This window comes from Rhodococcoides fascians NBRC 12155 = LMG 3623 (genome assembly GCF_001894785.1).
Classification (GTDB): Bacteria; Actinomycetota; Actinomycetes; order Mycobacteriales; family Mycobacteriaceae; genus Rhodococcoides; species Rhodococcoides fascians.
In genome coordinates this window covers 22,404-37,323 of record NZ_BCWW01000022.1, presented here as the reverse complement: position 1 = coordinate 37,323, position 14,920 = coordinate 22,404, and the positions used below count along the sequence as shown (strand labels likewise).

The window sequence follows — 14,920 nt, the reverse complement described above, 5'->3', positions numbered from 1 at the left end:
CGTAGCAGGGGTCGAAGTTCCACTCACATGCGGCGAAGCCGCTCTAGCGGTTCCAGTCTCCGAGGCCGTCGGATCCGCTGAGGGTGCCGCCGTCGGTGTTGACGACGATGACGGGGTCGCCCTTCTGGGCGTTCTCGAAGAACCACTTGCCGTCTTCGGTGCTGACGTTGAGGCAGCCGTGCGAGGAGTTGGAGTACCCCTGCTGCGACTCGGACCACGGTGCGGCGTGGACGAAGATGCCGCTGTACGAGATGCGCGTGGCGTACTCGACGTACGTGCGGTAGCCCTCTTCGGAGTCCACCGGCACCCCGTAGGTGGAGGAGTCCATATACATGTCGCGGAAGCGCTCGCCGACGATGTAGGTGCCGTTCGGGGTTTCGTGGCCGACCTTGCCCATGGAGGTGGGCATCGTGCGAACGACCTCGCCGTTGCGGGTGACGGTGATCTGCTTGGTGTTGTCGTCGGCCGTGGTGATGATCGAGTCGCCGGTGGAGAACTCGGCTTTCGCTCCGCCTGCTTCGACGGTCACCTGGGTGTGCGCCGGATAGAACTCGTTGGGCAGCCACCGCACCTGAGTGTCGTTGATCCAGTAGAAGTGGCCGTCGACCGACGGGTTCGTGGTGATCCGGATGGCGCGCAGTGCGGCGTCGCGATCTCCGATGGCCTCGTCGAAGCGGATCGCGATGGGTTGCGCCACTCCGACGACCTCGCCGCCGGACGGGCTGATGCTGGGATCGGCGAAGTTCGCCGGTGCCAACGGTGCCACCCGCTGCTGCGGGGCGGGTGCCGGTGCCGCCGGGTCCGAGGATCCGGGCAAGCCGGGGATCGACACGTCGGGGCCGCCCGGCCACAGCGGAGCCGCCTGGGCAGATCCGAATGCTGCAGAGGCGGCGAGCGCCGTACCTGCGAGAATTGCCCCGATACGGGCGAACCTGCGAGTGCGAACCTGAGTTGCCATGTGACCCGACCATCCTTCGTACTGCGTCGTGATGCCCAGTAGCAGTGCTGCCGCGGGGCAACGCCCATTAACACATACCACCCGGACTTTTGCTAATCGGATATTGCCGAAAACGACGACGGAATCCACGACGACGAGTAGCTTCCCGCCACCCGAGCCCCTTCTTCGAGCCGTAGGTGTCGATCGTCTGCGAACGGGTATGTCGCATGCAACGTACTCCGTCCAGCCACCGGCGGTTCCGCAACGGGCTCGAGGTCCGGTGTCCGAAAGGGTGGCTCGTGACTGTCGATACCAGCACTCCAGTCCGTCGCATCGTCGTCGTCGTGCCCGCACACGACGAACAGGATCTGCTCGACGCCTGCTTGGATGCTCTGACGAAGGCCGCACGTCGCGTCGCCGACGTCGCCCCGGTGACGGTATCTACGACGGTCGTTCTCGACGCATGCACCGACGGTTCGGCGCGTGTCGCGGCGCGTCACCCGTCCGTCTCGGTCGTGACGGTGGCCCATCGCAACGTGGGAGCTGCGCGGGCGGCCGGATTCGCAGCGGACCTGAACGGCGGTCTGGGCCGCGCCGACACGTGGTACGCCACCACCGACGCCGACTCGACCGTGGGCGAGCAGTGGCTGGTGGGGCATCTGCGGCACGCCGCCGAGGGTGCCCGGGCCGTGGTCGGGACGGTGTCGGTGCGCTTCGAGGACCGCATCGTCGACGACGAAGCACTGCGCTCCTCCTATAACGCTCAGTACGTGAACGAGGCGGGCCATCCCCACGTCCACGGTGCCAACCTGGGTGTTCGGGCGACGGACTACTGGGCGGTCGGCGGGTTCGCGCCGCTCGCCACCGGCGAGGATCACGACCTGGTCCGTCGTCTCGAGCTCGGCGGCACCGTGTGCCGCCGAGTGTGTGACATTCCGGTCGATACTTCGGGCCGCCTGCGCGGCAGAGCACCCGACGGTATGGCCGGCTTCCTTCGTTCTCTGGAGCCTTCTGCATGACCGACACCGGATTCGTCGACACCACCGATCGCACCACCGATCTCGAGTCGGCGTTACGCGCGCAGTTTCTCGCGTTCGAGGCCGACGGGCGGTTGGATCTGGCTCTCCCCGGCTCGGGAAACACAGACCACCGGTGGCAGTCGCTGGCTGCGCTGGGTCGGCACGACACCGTTCTGGGCCGCTGGGCCGAGGCACATACCGATGCGATCGCGATTCTGCACGAGCTCGACGGCCCGACGCCCGAGCGTGGCCAGATCTGGGGCGTGTGGGCTGCGGAACCCCCGGCTCCGATTCTCGAAGCGGTACGCGGCGAATCGGGGTGGCTCCTGTCCGGGACCAAGCCGTGGTGTTCGGGGGCGTCCGTCTGCACCCACGCACTCGTGACCGCTCGCGTCGACGGCGAGCCGCGATTGTTCGCAGTGGATCTGACGCATCCGGGTGCTGCCCCGGTGCCGAACACGTGGCATGCCGTCGGAATGCGCGAGAGCGACTCGGGCTCGGTCGAATTCGATCGCGTCCCCGCGGTCGTGGTCGGTGGACCGACGGACTACCTGACCAGGCCGGGCTTCTGGCATGGGGCGATCGGGGTGTCGGCCGTCTGGTTCGGTAGCGCCTGCGCGGTGGCCGACACCCTGCATGCGGCCGTGCGCTCGCGTCCCGACCCACATCGCGCCGCTCACCTCGGTGCCATCGCATCGGCTCTCGGAGCCGCGTCGAGTGCCCTGACCACCGCGGCGGCCGAGGTCGACGCAGATCCGTTCGACCGCTCCGGCCGCGCTCGGATCCGTGCTCGCATCGTGCGCGCCGTCGTCGAGGATGCCGCCACGCAGTGCATCGACCGCGTTGGGCGAGCGCTCGGTGCCGGCCCGCTGTGCGCAGACGCAGAGCATGCTCGACGCGTTGCCGACCTCACCGTCTATCTGCGACAGAGCCACGCCGAACGCGACCTCGAAGCCCTCGGACACGACATCGCACAGGAAGACAACCCTTGGTAGAGAACGCATTCGACGCCGATGTCGACCTCGGTACCGCCGAATCGGACTGGCTGTCCGCAGATTGGTCCATTCCCGGTCTGCACTGGAGCGACGTCGTCACCATGGTCGTCGTGGCACCCCATCCCGACGACGAAGTACTGGGCGTCGGCGGGTTGCTGTCGATGGCCGCAGCTGCGGGCGTCGACGTGCGGGTCGTCGCGGTCACCGACGGCGACGGTTCGCATCCGGGATCTCCGACGGTGACGGCCGAGGACCTCCGCGCCCTGCGCCCCGTCGAGTCCGAGCGTGCCCTCGCCGAACTGGGCATCGTTCAGCCGCCGACACGGCTGCAGTTCACCGACGGCGAGGTCGAAAAGCACGAGGACGCTCTGGCCCGCGCGCTGGTACCGCTGCTCGACGCCACTCCGGGTACCTGGTGCCTGACGCCGTGGCGCGGGGACGGCCACCCCGATCACGAAGCCACGGCGCGTGCCTGCCTCACCGCGGCCGCCGTCGCGGGGATACCGGTGGTGGAATATCCGATCTGGATGTGGCACTGGGCAACTCCCGAACACCGGGCGGTGCCGTGGTCACGCAGTCGCCGCATCGACCTGCCCGCGCACGCCGTCGAGGCCAAGCGTGCGTCGATCGAGCGTTTCGAATCTCAGATTCGACCGCTGTCCGATCACCCGGCGGATCGCGCAGTGTTGCCACCGCACATCCTGACGCGGTTCCGACGTCCGTTCGAAGTCGTCTTCGCATGAGTAGGCTGTCCGCATGAGCTTGAGTCCGGAATACTTCCGCGATGTGTATGCCGCGCACGAGGATCCGTTCATGCTCGACAGCAAGTGGTACGAGCGTCGCAAGTATGCCCTCACCCTGGCATCGCTGCCCAAGCCGCACTATCGACGCGGCCTCGAACCCGGTTGCTCCATCGGTGTGCTCACCGAACAGCTCGCTGCCCGCTGCGAGCATCTGGTGTCGACAGACGTGGTGCAGAGCGCACTGGATACGGCTCGCGCGCGCGTAGGCGAGAGTGCTGCAGTCGATTTCGCACTGTGGTCCCTCTCCGACGACGTATCGGCGTTGCCGAATCCCCACGAGAAGTTCGATCTGATCGTCGTCAGCGAGGTGGGCTATTACCTCGACGACGACGACCTGGCGGCCGCCATGAGCCGCATCGTCGGGCGGCTGGAGGCCGGAGGCACACTGGTGGCCGCGCATTGGCGTCACGACGTGGACGACTATCCCATCTCGGGCGACCGGGTTCACGAGATCATCGCTGCCACAACCGGACTGGCTGCACTGAGCCGCTATCTGGACGAGGACGTGCGGATCGAGGTGTTCATCGCCACCGATGTTCCCGCCGTATCGGTCGCCAGCACCGACGGACTCGACGTGCGATGAGGCCCGAGGCCCCGGTCGCTATTGGGTGGACTTCGCCGCGTCGTCGACCAACTGCACGGCGAGATCGGCCAGCTTGACGTTGGTGTCCTGAGAGAGCTTGGCCAGCAACGCGAATGCCGCCTGCGAATTGAGGTTGTAGCGTTCCATCAGCATGCCCTTGGCCTGCCCGATCAGATCCCGGCTGGTCAGCGCGGCCCTGATCTGCTGTTCTTCCCTGGCGCTGGAGAACGCGATGGCCGCGTGCGCAGCGAACAACGAACCGATGGATTCGGCCTCGGCCGAGAATGCGCCGGTTCGCGTCGAATGCAGGTTGAGTGCGCCGAAGTTGAACCCTTCGACGTAGAGCTGAAAGCAGATCATGCTCTTGACCCCGAGCGCAGACGCTGCATCGGTGAACTGTGGCCAGCGGGTCTCGCTGTCCATGTCGTCGATACGGATGGTCGTCTGTTCGATCGCCGACTCGAGGCAGGGCCCCTCGCCCAGCTGCTCCTGAATCTTGTCGCAGTGCCCGGCAACTTCTCCTGAAAGGGCTGCGCTGTGCACGAACTTGCCCTGCATGACCGTCGTGATGGATGCGTACTCGGCATTGGGGACCTGAGCGACCGCGGCCTCGGTGATCATGGCCAGGACGCGATCGGGATCGGAATGCTGACGCCGCAGCTTCTCGGCCACCTCGGCCAGCCGGCGACTCAGCTGGAAGTCGGTAACCCGCGGGAGGGCACCCGACGCGTTCAGTGTCTGCTCGCTGATGGTGGTCACCTCGTCCTACTGCTGCACTCTGCCCGCGACTGCACTCTGCCCACTAATGCGCAGGGGGCGTACCCGGTATCGGCGGATGCCGACAACATAGGATACGCCCCTGGGCGCTGAGCTCAACGACCGTGAGCGAGGCTCACAGAGCGCTGGGTGCCACCAGAGAGTGCACGAAGCCGATCTTCTTCACGACGGTCGCCGGCAGCACGAACGGGTACAGGTCCTGGTGACCCATCGATCGGTTGATCTGGTTGAGTGCCCACGACAACGGCAGCCACCAGTCGATGATCTGATCGAAGCCGACCTCGCCGGGCAGCGGGCTTTCGAGTGTCGATCCGGCCGGTGCCATCCCGAAGGCCGCGGCCGTGTCGAGGGTGTCGCGGATGTGCAGGTAGTGGGCGAAGGTCTCGGCCCAGTCCTCGGCGGGGTGCATGGTGGCGTAGGACGAGACGTAGGTGTCCTCCCAGCCCTCCGGTGCGCCCTCGCTGTAGTGGCGATCGAGCGCGTCCTGGTAGCTCGAATCCGGATCGCCGAACAGTTCCTCGAACGCCGCGCGGTGTTCACCGTCTCCGACCAGCACCATCTGGTAATAATGGCCGATCTCGTGACGGAAGTGCCCGACCAGCGTGCGGTAGGGCTCCGACATCTCCACGCGGAGCTGCTCGCGGTGCACGTCGTCGCCCTCGGCGAGGTCGAGGGTGATCAGACCGTTGTTGTGCCCTGTCATCACCTGCTGGTTGGCGCTGGAGAGCAGATCGAACATCAGACCCGTGGACGCGTCCTCGTCCCGGCCGACGATCGGCAGGCCCAGCTCGGTGAGCTCGAGGATGACGCGACGCTTGTTGGTCTCCGCGTCCGCGTAGGCGGCCATCGCGTCCAAGTCGTCGTCGGCCGGGCGAGTCCGCGTCAGCCGGCAGGACAGGCACAGGTCGTCGGAATCGGATGCGTCGACCAGCCAGTTGCAGCGCGCGGTGTTGAGATTGGCACACGTCTTCCAGACGGCACCGTCCACCTCGGCCTCGGAGATGCCGTCTTCCTTGTCCGGGAGCACCAGGAGGGCTCTGCTCGGCAGATGGAAGCCGAGTGCGCTCGAGCAGCTCAGACACAGTGAGTTCTCGAACGACAGCTTCTGTCCGCACTTGCGGCAGATGAAATCACGCATGGATGTTCCTTAGTGGCAGGGGTGAGTCGGGCTCGTATTCCCGATTCTCGGCGGACTAATGCCGTTCGCCGAATATGTCGTGCACATCTCTTCGACAACGCTTCCCGGCAAGAGAACCATCCAGGGTACTGACCTGCGTGGAAGTAAAGCGTCGACCGCCGTGTTGGTACAGACTGCTTCACAACACCTCCGAGGAAGGACCCGGGCTGCAGATGGCAGATCAGATCACGCCGACGGACCGGCCGATGGCACGATTCGTCGAACGGATCTCGCGGGCTCGCGGCGAGAAGAACAGTGAAACCTTGGCCGCGGGCTTCCTGCTGGTGGCCACGTTGATCGCCCTGATCTGGGCGAACTCCCCACTCGGTGACACCTATCAGTCGTTCTGGCACACCGAGCTGTCCATCACCGTGGGTGAACACGGCATCTCCCTCGACCTCGCCCACTGGGTGAACGACGGGCTGATGGCGCTGTTCTTCTTCGTCGTCGGCCTCGAGGTCAAACGCGAGTTCGCGATGGGTGAGCTCACCGACAGATCGCGCGCAGCGATTCCCATCGTGGCTGCAATCGCCGGTCTGGCCGCACCCGCGCTGCTGTTCCTCGCCTTCAACCCCTCCGGCCCGGCCGCCCAGGCCTGGGGCGTGGTCATCTCCACCGACACCGCGTTCCTGCTCGGTGCCCTGGCGGTACTCGGCCCGAAGAAGGCCGCGCGGCTGCGGATCTTCTTGTTGACGCTGGCCGTGGCCGACGACGTGGGCGCGCTGGCGATCATCGCCTTCTTCTACACCGACGATCTCGACGTGGTTCCGCTGGTGTTGGCGTTCATCGGTCTCGGACTGATCTTCCTGTTGCGTCGGCTCGAAGTGTGGCGCGGTGTCGGGTACTTCGTCGTCGCACTGTTCACGTGGGTCGCGATGTACGAGTCGGGCGTTCACCCCACGCTCGCCGGCGTGATGATCGCACTGATTCTTCCGGTGTACCCGCCGCGTCGCTCCGAGGTGGAACGAGCCTCGGACCTCACCCGCGCCTTCCGTCAATCGCCGAATCCCGAATACGCCCGCGCCGCGAGACTCGGCCTGGATCAAGCCGTCTCGGTCAACGAGAGACTGATGCGCCTGTATCAGCCGTACACCGCGTTCATCATCGTGCCGATCTTCGCGCTCGCCAATGCCGGGGTGGTGCTCAGCTCGGACACCCTGAAGGCTGCCTCCACGTCGACGCTCACCTGGGGCATCATCGCCGGCCTGGTGCTCGGCAAGCTCATCGGAATCACCGGGGCCTCGGCCATTTTCGCGAAGTTGCGACCCTCGGCTCTGGCTCCGGGGCTGACCATGTCGCACATCGCGGGCGGTGCGGTGATGTCCGGAATCGGATTCACGATCTCGCTGTTCATCATCGATCTCGCGCTCGACGATCCGCTGCTGGCCGACGAGGCCCGCGTCGGCGTGCTGGCGGCCTCGGTCATCGCTGCCCTGCTCGGCTGGATTCTGTTCCGCATCGACGCGAGGATCCACCCGCCGAAAGCCGAAGCGTCGCTGCGTATTCTGCGTCCGGTCAGCGCCAAGCGCGATCACATCCGCGGGCCCGTCGACGCTCCGCTGACGATCGTCGAATACGCCGATTTCGAATGCCCGTTCTGCAGCAAAGCAACCGGCAGCGTCGCCGAGGTACGCAAGCATTTCGGCGACGACCTCCGGTACGTCTACCGACACCTGCCGCTGGACGACTACCACCCCCATGCCCGCTACGCCGCGTATGCCAGCGAGGCTGCCGCGGCGCAGGGCAAGTTCTGGGAGATGGCCGACGTGTTGTTCCGCAACAGCGACGCCCTCGAACCCGACGACATCGACGGGTACGCACGCGAACTCGGCCTCGACATGGACAGATTCGAGGACGACATCCGCACCGGCGACTACGTGGTGCGCGTCGAGGACGACGAACTCGACGCCACGTCCTCCGATGTGGGCGGCACTCCGACGTTCTACCTGGGTCGCGGCGACAAGAACCTCACCCGCCACGTCGGACCATATGATGCGGCGACGTTGATCCGGGAACTCGAATCCATGTGAGGGTGGGCCGGGTTGCACAGAACACGGCTCGATCGACCGGATCCCGTCGACAACGCTACGTAGTGTGCAACCCTGCCCAGGCCGAGCGGAACTAGCTGTCGGTGCGATTTCCTTCCGCATCCCAATGCTCGGCGACTTTCTTCGACGGCTGCACTCGGGGCGGTTCGCCCGGCATCTTGGGGTAGTCGGGCGGGAAGTTCAGCTCACCACCCGGCAGTGTTTCCCACAGGTGCAGAAGCGGTTCCAGCGAATACGCCTTCGTGTCCATGTCGGCCCACGGGTCGCCGTCCTGCACCAGTTCCGGCACGGTGACGAGGTTGTACTCACGCGGATCGGTGACGTCCGCCAACTGCGACCACGTCATCGGCGTACTCACCGTCGCTCCGGGCCGGGCTCGCAGACTCCACGTGCTGGCTATGGTGCGGTCACGGTTGTTCTGGTTGTAATCGATGAAGATGCGTTCTCCGCGTTCTTCTTTCCACCAGTTGGTGGTCACCCCCTCGTCGCGACGTTCGAGTTCTCGGCCCAGGCCGATGGCCGCGTGGCGCACCTGCTCGAAGGTGTACTCGGGCTCGATGCGCACGTAGATGTGAATGCCCCGATTGCCGCTGGTCTTGGGGTAGCCGCGTAAGCCCAACTCCTCCAACAACTCTCGCGTCACATCGGCGACCCGCAAGGCGTCGGCAAACGTCGTCCCGGGCTGCGGATCGAGATCGAGCCGCAGCTCGTCGGGATGGTCGACGTCCGGTCGTCGTACCGGCCACGGATGGAAGGTCAGCGTGCCCATCTGGGCTGCCCACACCAGAGACGCAGTTTCGGAGGGACACAGTTCCTCGGCAGTACGCTTGCTCGGGAACGCGATCTTCACGGTCTCGATCCACTCGGGCGCACCCTTGGGCAACCGCTTCTGATAGAAACCGTCGCCCTCCTTGTCCTGGGGGCCGAGCGCCAATCGCATGCCCTCGCGGTAGCCGTCGGGCCACCGCTCCATCGCGGTCGGGCGGTCGCCGATGGCCCGCATCAATGGTTCGCCCACCGCGGCGAAGTACTCGCACACCTGGAGTTTGGTGATCTCCGGGGTGCGTTCGGTCGCTTCGTAGATCACGCGGTCGGGACTCGACACTCGCACTTCGCGCTCGCCCGCCTGCACGAACGCCGGTGGTGTTTTCGCGGCCATGCCTATCGCCCTCCAGCAATCACATCGGCGACGTCGTAGCGCACCGGCACTTCGAGCTGGTCGTAGGCGCACGAGCGCGGATCGCGATCCGGTCGCCAGCGCAGGAACCTGGCCACGTGCCGCAGCCGCGCGCCTTCCATCTGGTCGTAGGCGACTTCGATGACTCGCTCGATGCGCACCGGAATCCAATTGCGATCGTTGGACGAATTCCAACGCGTCGCCTCGCCGTCGTACGTGACGTCCTCGCCGAGTCGGAGCGGCTCGAGTTCTTCCAGCAGTTCGAGCCTGCGCTTGTCGGTGAACGCCGATGCGCCGCCGATCATCCTGAGATCGTCACCATCGTAGAGGCCGAGCAGTAGCGATCCGATACCGTTGCCGGACTTGTGAATTCGATAGCCGATCAACACGCAGTCGGCGGTACGGGCATGCTTGATCTTGATCATCTCGCGCTTGTTGGGCAGATACGGCCCGTCGAGCTTCTTCGCTACGACGCCGTCGAGGCCTGCTCCCTCGAACCGCTCGAACCAGTCCTCGGCCACGGCCGCATCGTCGGTGGCCGAGGTGACGAAGCAACTCGGCCCGCCCGTGCCCACCGCGTCGAGCAATCGCGTCCGCCGGGTCGAGAACGGCTCACCCGTCAGATCCTCGTCGCCGACGGCCAACAGATCGAAGCCGATGAACTGCGCCGGTGTCTTCTCCGCCAGCATCGTCACTCGGCTCGCCGCGGGATGGATGCGCTCGGACAACGACTCCCAGTCCAGGCGCGTGGAACCGTTCTTCTCGCGCGGCACCACGATCTCTCCGTCGATCACGATCTTCTCGGGTAGCTCGGCCTTGACGGCCTCGACGAGCTCGGGAAAGTAGCGAGCGAGGTCCTTGCCGCCGCGCGATCCCAGCACCACCTCGTCGCCGTCGCGGAACACGATGGCGCGAAACCCGTCCCATTTGGGCTCGTACGACCACGCCGGCGGCCCGTCCTCGGGCTGAGGAGGCACCACTTTCGCGGCTTTGGCGAGCATCGGCGCAACCGGAACGGCGAGAGGAAGATCCACGCACTTCATCCTGCCTCATGCGGCCGACAACCGAGTCCGATATTTTCTACACACATACGGTCGATGCACCCAGCACGCTTCTTTCGTCGAGAGCAGGACTCACCATGGCGTCACCCACTCGTTCGGTCCGCGCTTTCGTCGTCGCTCTGTCCGCCTGCGCGGCGGTGCTACTGAGCGGATGCGCCTCGGAGGTATCCGGGACCGCCGTCGCCATCTCCGGTGCCAGCATTCCCACCACCACGACGCCGCCTCGCACCACCACCAGTTCCCCGACCCCTGACATCGACGAGGGCGGCAGCGTCGACATCGACGTCGAGATCGGCCAATGCGTCGAACTCGGTGGGACGGTCGAGAACGCAACCGTGGCCAATGCGACCTGCGGATCCCCGCAGTCCAACTACGTCGTGTTCGCCAAGACTCCGACCTCGGCCGAATGCCCGCCCGACGCCGATCAGTACTACTACGAGACGTACTTCGACATCGAGCAAGGGGCCTTGTGCCTCGACATCGACTGGATCGTCGGTGGCTGCATGGACCTGGTGGGCGAGTTCGCGCAACGCGTCGACTGCGCCACCCCGGGTGCCGACACCCGCCGGGTCGTGACCATCCTGCAGGGCACCACGTCGGTCGACGACTGCCCCGACCCCGCGCTGTACGGATTCGAGAAGGACTCCCGCAACTTCGTCGTCTGCGTCGAGAAGTTGTGACCGAGCAGCCTGCAGAGCGGCCCGATGTAGCCATTTCTCTGTCCAGTGCGCGGGGCCGATGGATCGTCGCGGCCACCGTGCTCGGGTCGTCTCTGGCGATGCTCGACGCCACCGTGGTCAACATCGCGCTGCCGGCGATCGGTGGGGATCTGGGATCGGGTGTCACCGGGCTGCAGTGGACGCTCAGCGGTTACACGTTGGCGCTGGCGTCGCTGATCCTGCTCGGCGGCTCGCTCGGTGACCGGCTCGGACGCAGGCGGGTGTTCGTCTGGGGCACCGTCTGGTTCACGGCGGCCTCGGTTCTGTGCGGTCTTGCCCCCAACATCGAGGTGTTGATCGCGGCGCGGCTGCTCCAAGGCATCGGCGCGGCATTGCTGACCCCCGGTTCACTTGCGCTCATCTCGGCGTCCATCAGATCCGACGATCGCGGAGCCGCGATCGGGCTGTGGTCGGGGTTGGGCGGAGTGGCGTCGGCGATCGGTCCACTGCTCGGCGGCTGGCTCGTCGACGCCGTCGGCTGGCGCGCGGTGTTCTTGATCAATGTTCCGCTGGCCGTGGTGGTCGTGTGGGTGGCGATGAAACATGTTCCGGAGAGCCGTGATCCGCACGCTGCCGGTCGCCTCGACGTCCCCGGCGCGGTCACGGTCGCCGCTGCCCTCGGGCTGCTGACGTACGGCCTGATCGAGTCCCACGTTCTTGCGCTCGCGTTGGGGATCGTCGCGGTCGGAATGTTCGTGGTGATCGAGCGCCGCACCCACGATCCGCTGGTACCGCCGTCACTGTTCGCCTCGCGCGTGTTCCTGGCAGCCAATCTCGTGACCTTCGCCGTGTACGCGGCGCTCGGCGGGGTGTTCTTCCTCCTGGTGTTGCAGCTGCAGTTCGCGGTCGGGTTCTCCCCTGTCGCAGCCGGATTGTCCACCATCCCGATCACCGTGCTGATGCTCGTACTGTCGGCCCGTGCGGGCCGGCTCGCGGGGCGCATCGGCCCGCGCATCCCGATGACGGTCGGGCCGCTGCTGTCGGCGGCGGGGCTGCTGCTGATGCTGCGCATCGGGCCCGGATCCACCTATGTCGCCGATGTTCTCCCCGCCGTCGTCGTGTTCGGCCTCGGCCTGTCCGCTCTGGTGGCCCCGTTGACCGGAGCCGTCCTGAGCGCGGCACCGGACGACCGCGCCGGAATCGCATCGGGCGTCAACAATGCTGTCGCCAGAACCAGTCAACTGCTCGCCGTTGCCGCGCTGCCCGCATTGGCAGGCATTGCCGGGTCCGATTACTCCGCGCCACAGGTGTTCTCGGCCGGATTCCACTCGGCGATGCTGATGTGCGCCGGGCTCTTAATACTCGGTGCCGTCATCGCGGCGGCGCTGATCAAGAGCACTGGCGACACCTCCGACTGCCCACCGCACTGCGATCTGGGTGCCCCACCGGTCGTCAGACGCAGCGTCGACTGACTGCTCACCGCACGATCAACACCGAGCATTCGGCATGGTGCACGAGGTTCTGACTGACCGACCCCAGGATCGCACCGCGGAGGGCACCTCTACCTCGGCACCCGACCACGAGCATCGATGCCGACGCAGACAGCGCTCGCAAGCCTCGCGTCGGGCTCGATTGGGCACTGACCGTCGTGAGCTGCACAGCCGGATACTTCTCGTGCATCTTCTCCACATGTGTTTCCAGCCAACGCTTCTCGTCTTCCTGCACCGCCTGCCAGTCGATGTAGCCGGCGCTCATCCCGATGCCGGCCTGAGCCGCGAACCCCCAGTAGTTGACTGCGATCACGGGTGCGCCCAGGTTGTCGGCCATCTCGAGCGCGGCACCCAGCGCTCGATCGGACTGTTCGCTGCCGTCGATCCCGACCACTATCGGACGGACCACGTCGGCCTTGTCGTTTTCGTTGCGGAGCAACAACACCGGACACTTCGCGTGCGTCATGACGCGCAGCGTGTTGCTACCGAGGGTGAGGTCGCGGATCGCGCTCGACTTCCTGGATCCCAGCACCACCATGTCTGCTCCCACGTCGGCCACGTACGACGCTATGGTGCCGTCCACACTGACGGTGTCCACGGATACCCCGGGTGCGGCGGCGTGTACCTCGCCCTCTGCTCGGACGAGGTGTTTGCGGCCCATGGCGCGAAGATCCCTCTCCAGCGCGCCACCGTCGACGAATGCTGCCGACCCGTACCAATCCCCTACCGGGACTGCATGAACGAGACGTACGGTCGCGTGGACCTTGTCCGCGTAGGTGCCGGCCCATCGGGCTGCAGCCTCGGCCTCGGCCGATCCGTCGATACCCACGACGATGGGAAGTGTGCGGGCGGTGGAATTACTCATGTGATCTTCCTTCTCGATGTCGACGGCCACGGCACAGTCGCCATGACGTGATGATGTGCAGTGCAGTCGAATTGGCAGTCCGTGTTCGCGTCCGGTCAGCCTCCGAAGAGCGCGGACACCTCGTCGAGATCGATGTCGGTTCGGCAACCGCTCGGCTCCAATTCGACGTAGAAACTCTCGTAGCCGCGCGGGTCCGCACCGCGCTCACCCGTGCTGCGCCGCTCGAACACTCGAGCGTCCGGCCACCGTTCGAGCACGGCTGTTCTGAGGATGTGTCCGTCGGGCGAGACCCCGCTGAGAGGCCCGTACTCGGCGATCACCACCGAATGGACGACACCGTCGATCGATGCAGTGGTTACCGGAAACACCATCGGTACCGATTGCGTCGGAATCTCGACGACTACGGAGTCGGAATCGACCCGCATCGAGCCCGTCACCTGTGGCCTTTCACTGTCGGTCATCCTCGTCGTTCCTGCTCTCGCGGGCTCACGTCCGCCAGAAGTCGGCGTCACATCGACCCCGCCACAGAATCGGAACCCGAAGGCGCATGCGATCTTTGCGCGGCGTGCTGCCCTGCACGAAGGCTCACTGCGGCCATCACGAACATCGCTGCTGCTGCACCTCCGCAGACCGCAGCCCAGCCGGTCACACCGGACGCGAGCAACGTCAGGAAAAGGCCTACCGCGGCGACGGCACACACCAGTAGCACTTCGGCGAGGACATTTTCGGCCTCGGCCAACACGGCCTGCCCGTCGTGTCCGTCGTGTACTTGCTGCTTCATCTCGAACTCCTCGAAGTCGACGAATCGGTAGAACCGACATTGCCGAATTCTCGATGCCGACGGCAGGGTCGAAAGTCCCGATCTTGCCGCCATGAGGCCCGGCCTCACCCTCGTGAATTCGTCTCGCCCGCAGTCGGTCCACGCATCAGCTCGACCCCCGACACCGACGTCGGGGTCACTTCGACGAGTCGGTGCATCGGCGGGCCGTCCGAATGCGGCCGGGGCAGTGGCTGTTCGAGGACTTCGAGTCGAGCATCCACGACCGCACGGGCGATTCCGTGAATCACGACAGTCGATACGGTCAGGTGAGCGTCGTCCTCGGCGTCCACTTCCAGGACGACCGAGGAATCGAGCGCACTCCACCCCAGCCGCGACCGCCCCTCGGCGTAGAAATACACCCGACTACCGCTCCACACGATGGAGACCGGGTCGATGGTGGGCCCGAAGTGGTCGTGGCCGATCAGCCGTGCGACGGTCGCCCGTCGCGCAAGCCGATGAGCCTTGTTGGAGTCCAGAACTCATCGTCGATCCTCACTTCCGCGCACACG

The 14,920-nt window shown here is 65.8% G+C and carries 16 protein-coding genes; 7 read left to right on the top strand and 9 right to left on the bottom strand.

The window, feature by feature from the left end; translation table 11 throughout:
- Positions 1-43: 43 nt before the first annotated feature.
- Entirely contained in the window at positions 44-958 is a 915-nt protein-coding gene (locus tag RFA01S_RS26700; protein WP_032406353.1) for a L,D-transpeptidase, read from the bottom strand.
- Positions 959-1,236: 278 nt separating this feature from the next.
- Here RFA01S_RS26700 and RFA01S_RS26695 point away from each other — a divergent pair, with 278 nt between their 5' ends.
- From RFA01S_RS26695 to RFA01S_RS26680, 4 genes are read left to right on the top strand one after another with little or no spacing between them, the layout of a single operon-like run.
- Positions 1,237-1,956 carry a glycosyltransferase family 2 protein gene (locus RFA01S_RS26695; RefSeq protein ID WP_032406375.1) on the top strand — a complete coding sequence of 240 codons (720 nt, stop codon included), beginning with the start codon at positions 1,237-1,239 and terminating at the stop codon, positions 1,954-1,956.
- Complete coding sequence (locus RFA01S_RS26690; RefSeq protein ID WP_032406352.1) at positions 1,953-2,951, top strand: acyl-CoA dehydrogenase family protein; 999 nt, start codon at positions 1,953-1,955, stop codon at positions 2,949-2,951. The genes RFA01S_RS26695 and RFA01S_RS26690 overlap by 4 nt, the downstream gene beginning before the upstream one ends.
- On the top strand, positions 2,945-3,694 hold the full coding sequence (locus RFA01S_RS26685) for a PIG-L deacetylase family protein (RefSeq protein WP_032367155.1): 750 nt from the start codon (positions 2,945-2,947) through the stop codon (positions 3,692-3,694). Before RFA01S_RS26690 ends, RFA01S_RS26685 begins: the two co-directional genes overlap by 7 nt.
- 13 nt (positions 3,695-3,707) lie before the next feature.
- Positions 3,708-4,337 carry a class I SAM-dependent DNA methyltransferase gene (locus RFA01S_RS26680; RefSeq protein WP_032367156.1) on the top strand — a complete coding sequence of 210 codons (630 nt, stop codon included), beginning with the start codon at positions 3,708-3,710 and terminating at the stop codon, positions 4,335-4,337.
- A gap of 18 nt (positions 4,338-4,355) precedes the next feature.
- Here the strand turns inward: RFA01S_RS26680 and RFA01S_RS26675 are convergent, their stop codons facing one another.
- Together RFA01S_RS26675 and RFA01S_RS26670 are read right to left on the bottom strand one after the other, a co-directional pair.
- On the bottom strand, positions 4,356-5,096 hold the full coding sequence (locus RFA01S_RS26675; RefSeq protein ID WP_081371428.1) for a GAF and ANTAR domain-containing protein: 741 nt from the start codon (positions 5,094-5,096) through the stop codon (positions 4,356-4,358).
- Between the two features lie 133 nt (positions 5,097-5,229).
- Positions 5,230-6,252, bottom strand: coding sequence for a zinc-binding metallopeptidase family protein (locus RFA01S_RS26670; RefSeq protein WP_032375660.1), 1,023 nt, complete (start codon positions 6,250-6,252; stop codon positions 5,230-5,232).
- A 212-nt stretch (positions 6,253-6,464) separates the two neighbouring features.
- Between RFA01S_RS26670 and nhaA the strand changes: the two genes are divergently transcribed.
- A complete protein-coding gene (nhaA, locus tag RFA01S_RS26665; protein ID WP_032406351.1) occupies positions 6,465-8,321 on the top strand; it encodes a Na+/H+ antiporter NhaA in 1,857 nt (618 codons plus the stop codon).
- Positions 8,322-8,412: 91 nt separating this feature from the next.
- On the opposite strand, the gene RFA01S_RS26660 is transcribed toward nhaA, so the two are convergent.
- Complete coding sequence (locus tag RFA01S_RS26660; RefSeq protein WP_032406350.1) at positions 8,413-9,498, bottom strand: DNA polymerase domain-containing protein; 1,086 nt, start codon at positions 9,496-9,498, stop codon at positions 8,413-8,415.
- A 2-nt stretch (positions 9,499-9,500) separates the two neighbouring features.
- Positions 9,501-10,550 (bottom strand): ATP-dependent DNA ligase, encoded by a 1,050-nt coding sequence (locus tag RFA01S_RS26655; protein WP_032367457.1) that lies wholly within the window; start codon positions 10,548-10,550, stop codon positions 9,501-9,503.
- Positions 10,551-10,654: 104 nt separating this feature from the next.
- On the opposite strand from RFA01S_RS26655, the gene lppU reads away from it, so the two are divergent.
- A complete protein-coding gene (gene lppU, locus RFA01S_RS26650) occupies positions 10,655-11,257 on the top strand; it encodes an LppU family putative lipoprotein (protein ID WP_032406349.1) in 603 nt (200 codons plus the stop codon).
- Positions 11,254-12,708: an MFS transporter gene (locus RFA01S_RS26645; protein ID WP_052060474.1), complete on the top strand. Its 1,455-nt coding sequence runs from the start codon at positions 11,254-11,256 to the stop codon at positions 12,706-12,708. Before lppU ends, RFA01S_RS26645 begins: the two co-directional genes overlap by 4 nt.
- A gap of 4 nt (positions 12,709-12,712) precedes the next feature.
- Here the strand turns inward: RFA01S_RS26645 and RFA01S_RS26640 are convergent, their stop codons facing one another.
- The 4 genes from RFA01S_RS26640 to RFA01S_RS26625 all read right to left on the bottom strand — a co-directional run bounded on the left by RFA01S_RS26640 (position 12,713) and on the right by RFA01S_RS26625 (position 14,887).
- On the bottom strand, positions 12,713-13,591 hold the full coding sequence (locus RFA01S_RS26640; protein WP_032406372.1) for a universal stress protein: 879 nt from the start codon (positions 13,589-13,591) through the stop codon (positions 12,713-12,715).
- A 95-nt stretch (positions 13,592-13,686) separates the two neighbouring features.
- The gene (locus tag RFA01S_RS26635; RefSeq protein ID WP_139278566.1) at positions 13,687-14,052 is read right to left on the bottom strand and encodes a hypothetical protein; all 366 of its coding nucleotides are present in this window, start codon (positions 14,050-14,052) and stop codon (positions 13,687-13,689) included.
- Positions 14,053-14,099: 47 nt separating this feature from the next.
- Entirely contained in the window at positions 14,100-14,372 is a 273-nt protein-coding gene (locus RFA01S_RS26630) for a hypothetical protein (RefSeq protein WP_139278565.1), read from the bottom strand.
- A 104-nt stretch (positions 14,373-14,476) separates the two neighbouring features.
- Positions 14,477-14,887: a pyridoxamine 5'-phosphate oxidase family protein gene (locus tag RFA01S_RS26625; protein WP_337588081.1), complete on the bottom strand. Its 411-nt coding sequence runs from the start codon at positions 14,885-14,887 to the stop codon at positions 14,477-14,479.
- Positions 14,888-14,920 lie beyond the last annotated feature (33 nt).

What these genes read in the sequence shown, in the direction of transcription:
- RFA01S_RS26700 (WP_032406353.1), bottom strand. Translation starts at nt 958, where the DNA reads ATGGCAACTCAGGTTCGCACTCGCAGGTTCGCCCGTATCGGGGCAATT.
- RFA01S_RS26690 (WP_032406352.1), top strand. Translation starts at nt 1,953, where the DNA reads ATGACCGACACCGGATTCGTCGACACCACCGATCGCACCACCGATCTC.
- RFA01S_RS26680 (WP_032367156.1), top strand. Translation starts at nt 3,708, where the DNA reads ATGAGCTTGAGTCCGGAATACTTCCGCGATGTGTATGCCGCGCACGAG.
- RFA01S_RS26670 (WP_032375660.1), bottom strand. Translation starts at nt 6,252, where the DNA reads ATGCGTGATTTCATCTGCCGCAAGTGCGGACAGAAGCTGTCGTTCGAG.
- nhaA (WP_032406351.1), top strand. Translation starts at nt 6,465, where the DNA reads ATGGCAGATCAGATCACGCCGACGGACCGGCCGATGGCACGATTCGTC.
- RFA01S_RS26660 (WP_032406350.1), bottom strand. Translation starts at nt 9,498, where the DNA reads ATGGCCGCGAAAACACCACCGGCGTTCGTGCAGGCGGGCGAGCGCGAA.
- lppU (WP_032406349.1), top strand. Translation starts at nt 10,655, where the DNA reads ATGGCGTCACCCACTCGTTCGGTCCGCGCTTTCGTCGTCGCTCTGTCC.
- RFA01S_RS26640 (WP_032406372.1), bottom strand. Translation starts at nt 13,591, where the DNA reads ATGAGTAATTCCACCGCCCGCACACTTCCCATCGTCGTGGGTATCGAC.
- RFA01S_RS26635 (WP_139278566.1), bottom strand. Translation starts at nt 14,052, where the DNA reads ATGACCGACAGTGAAAGGCCACAGGTGACGGGCTCGATGCGGGTCGAT.
- RFA01S_RS26630 (WP_139278565.1), bottom strand. Translation starts at nt 14,372, where the DNA reads ATGAAGCAGCAAGTACACGACGGACACGACGGGCAGGCCGTGTTGGCC.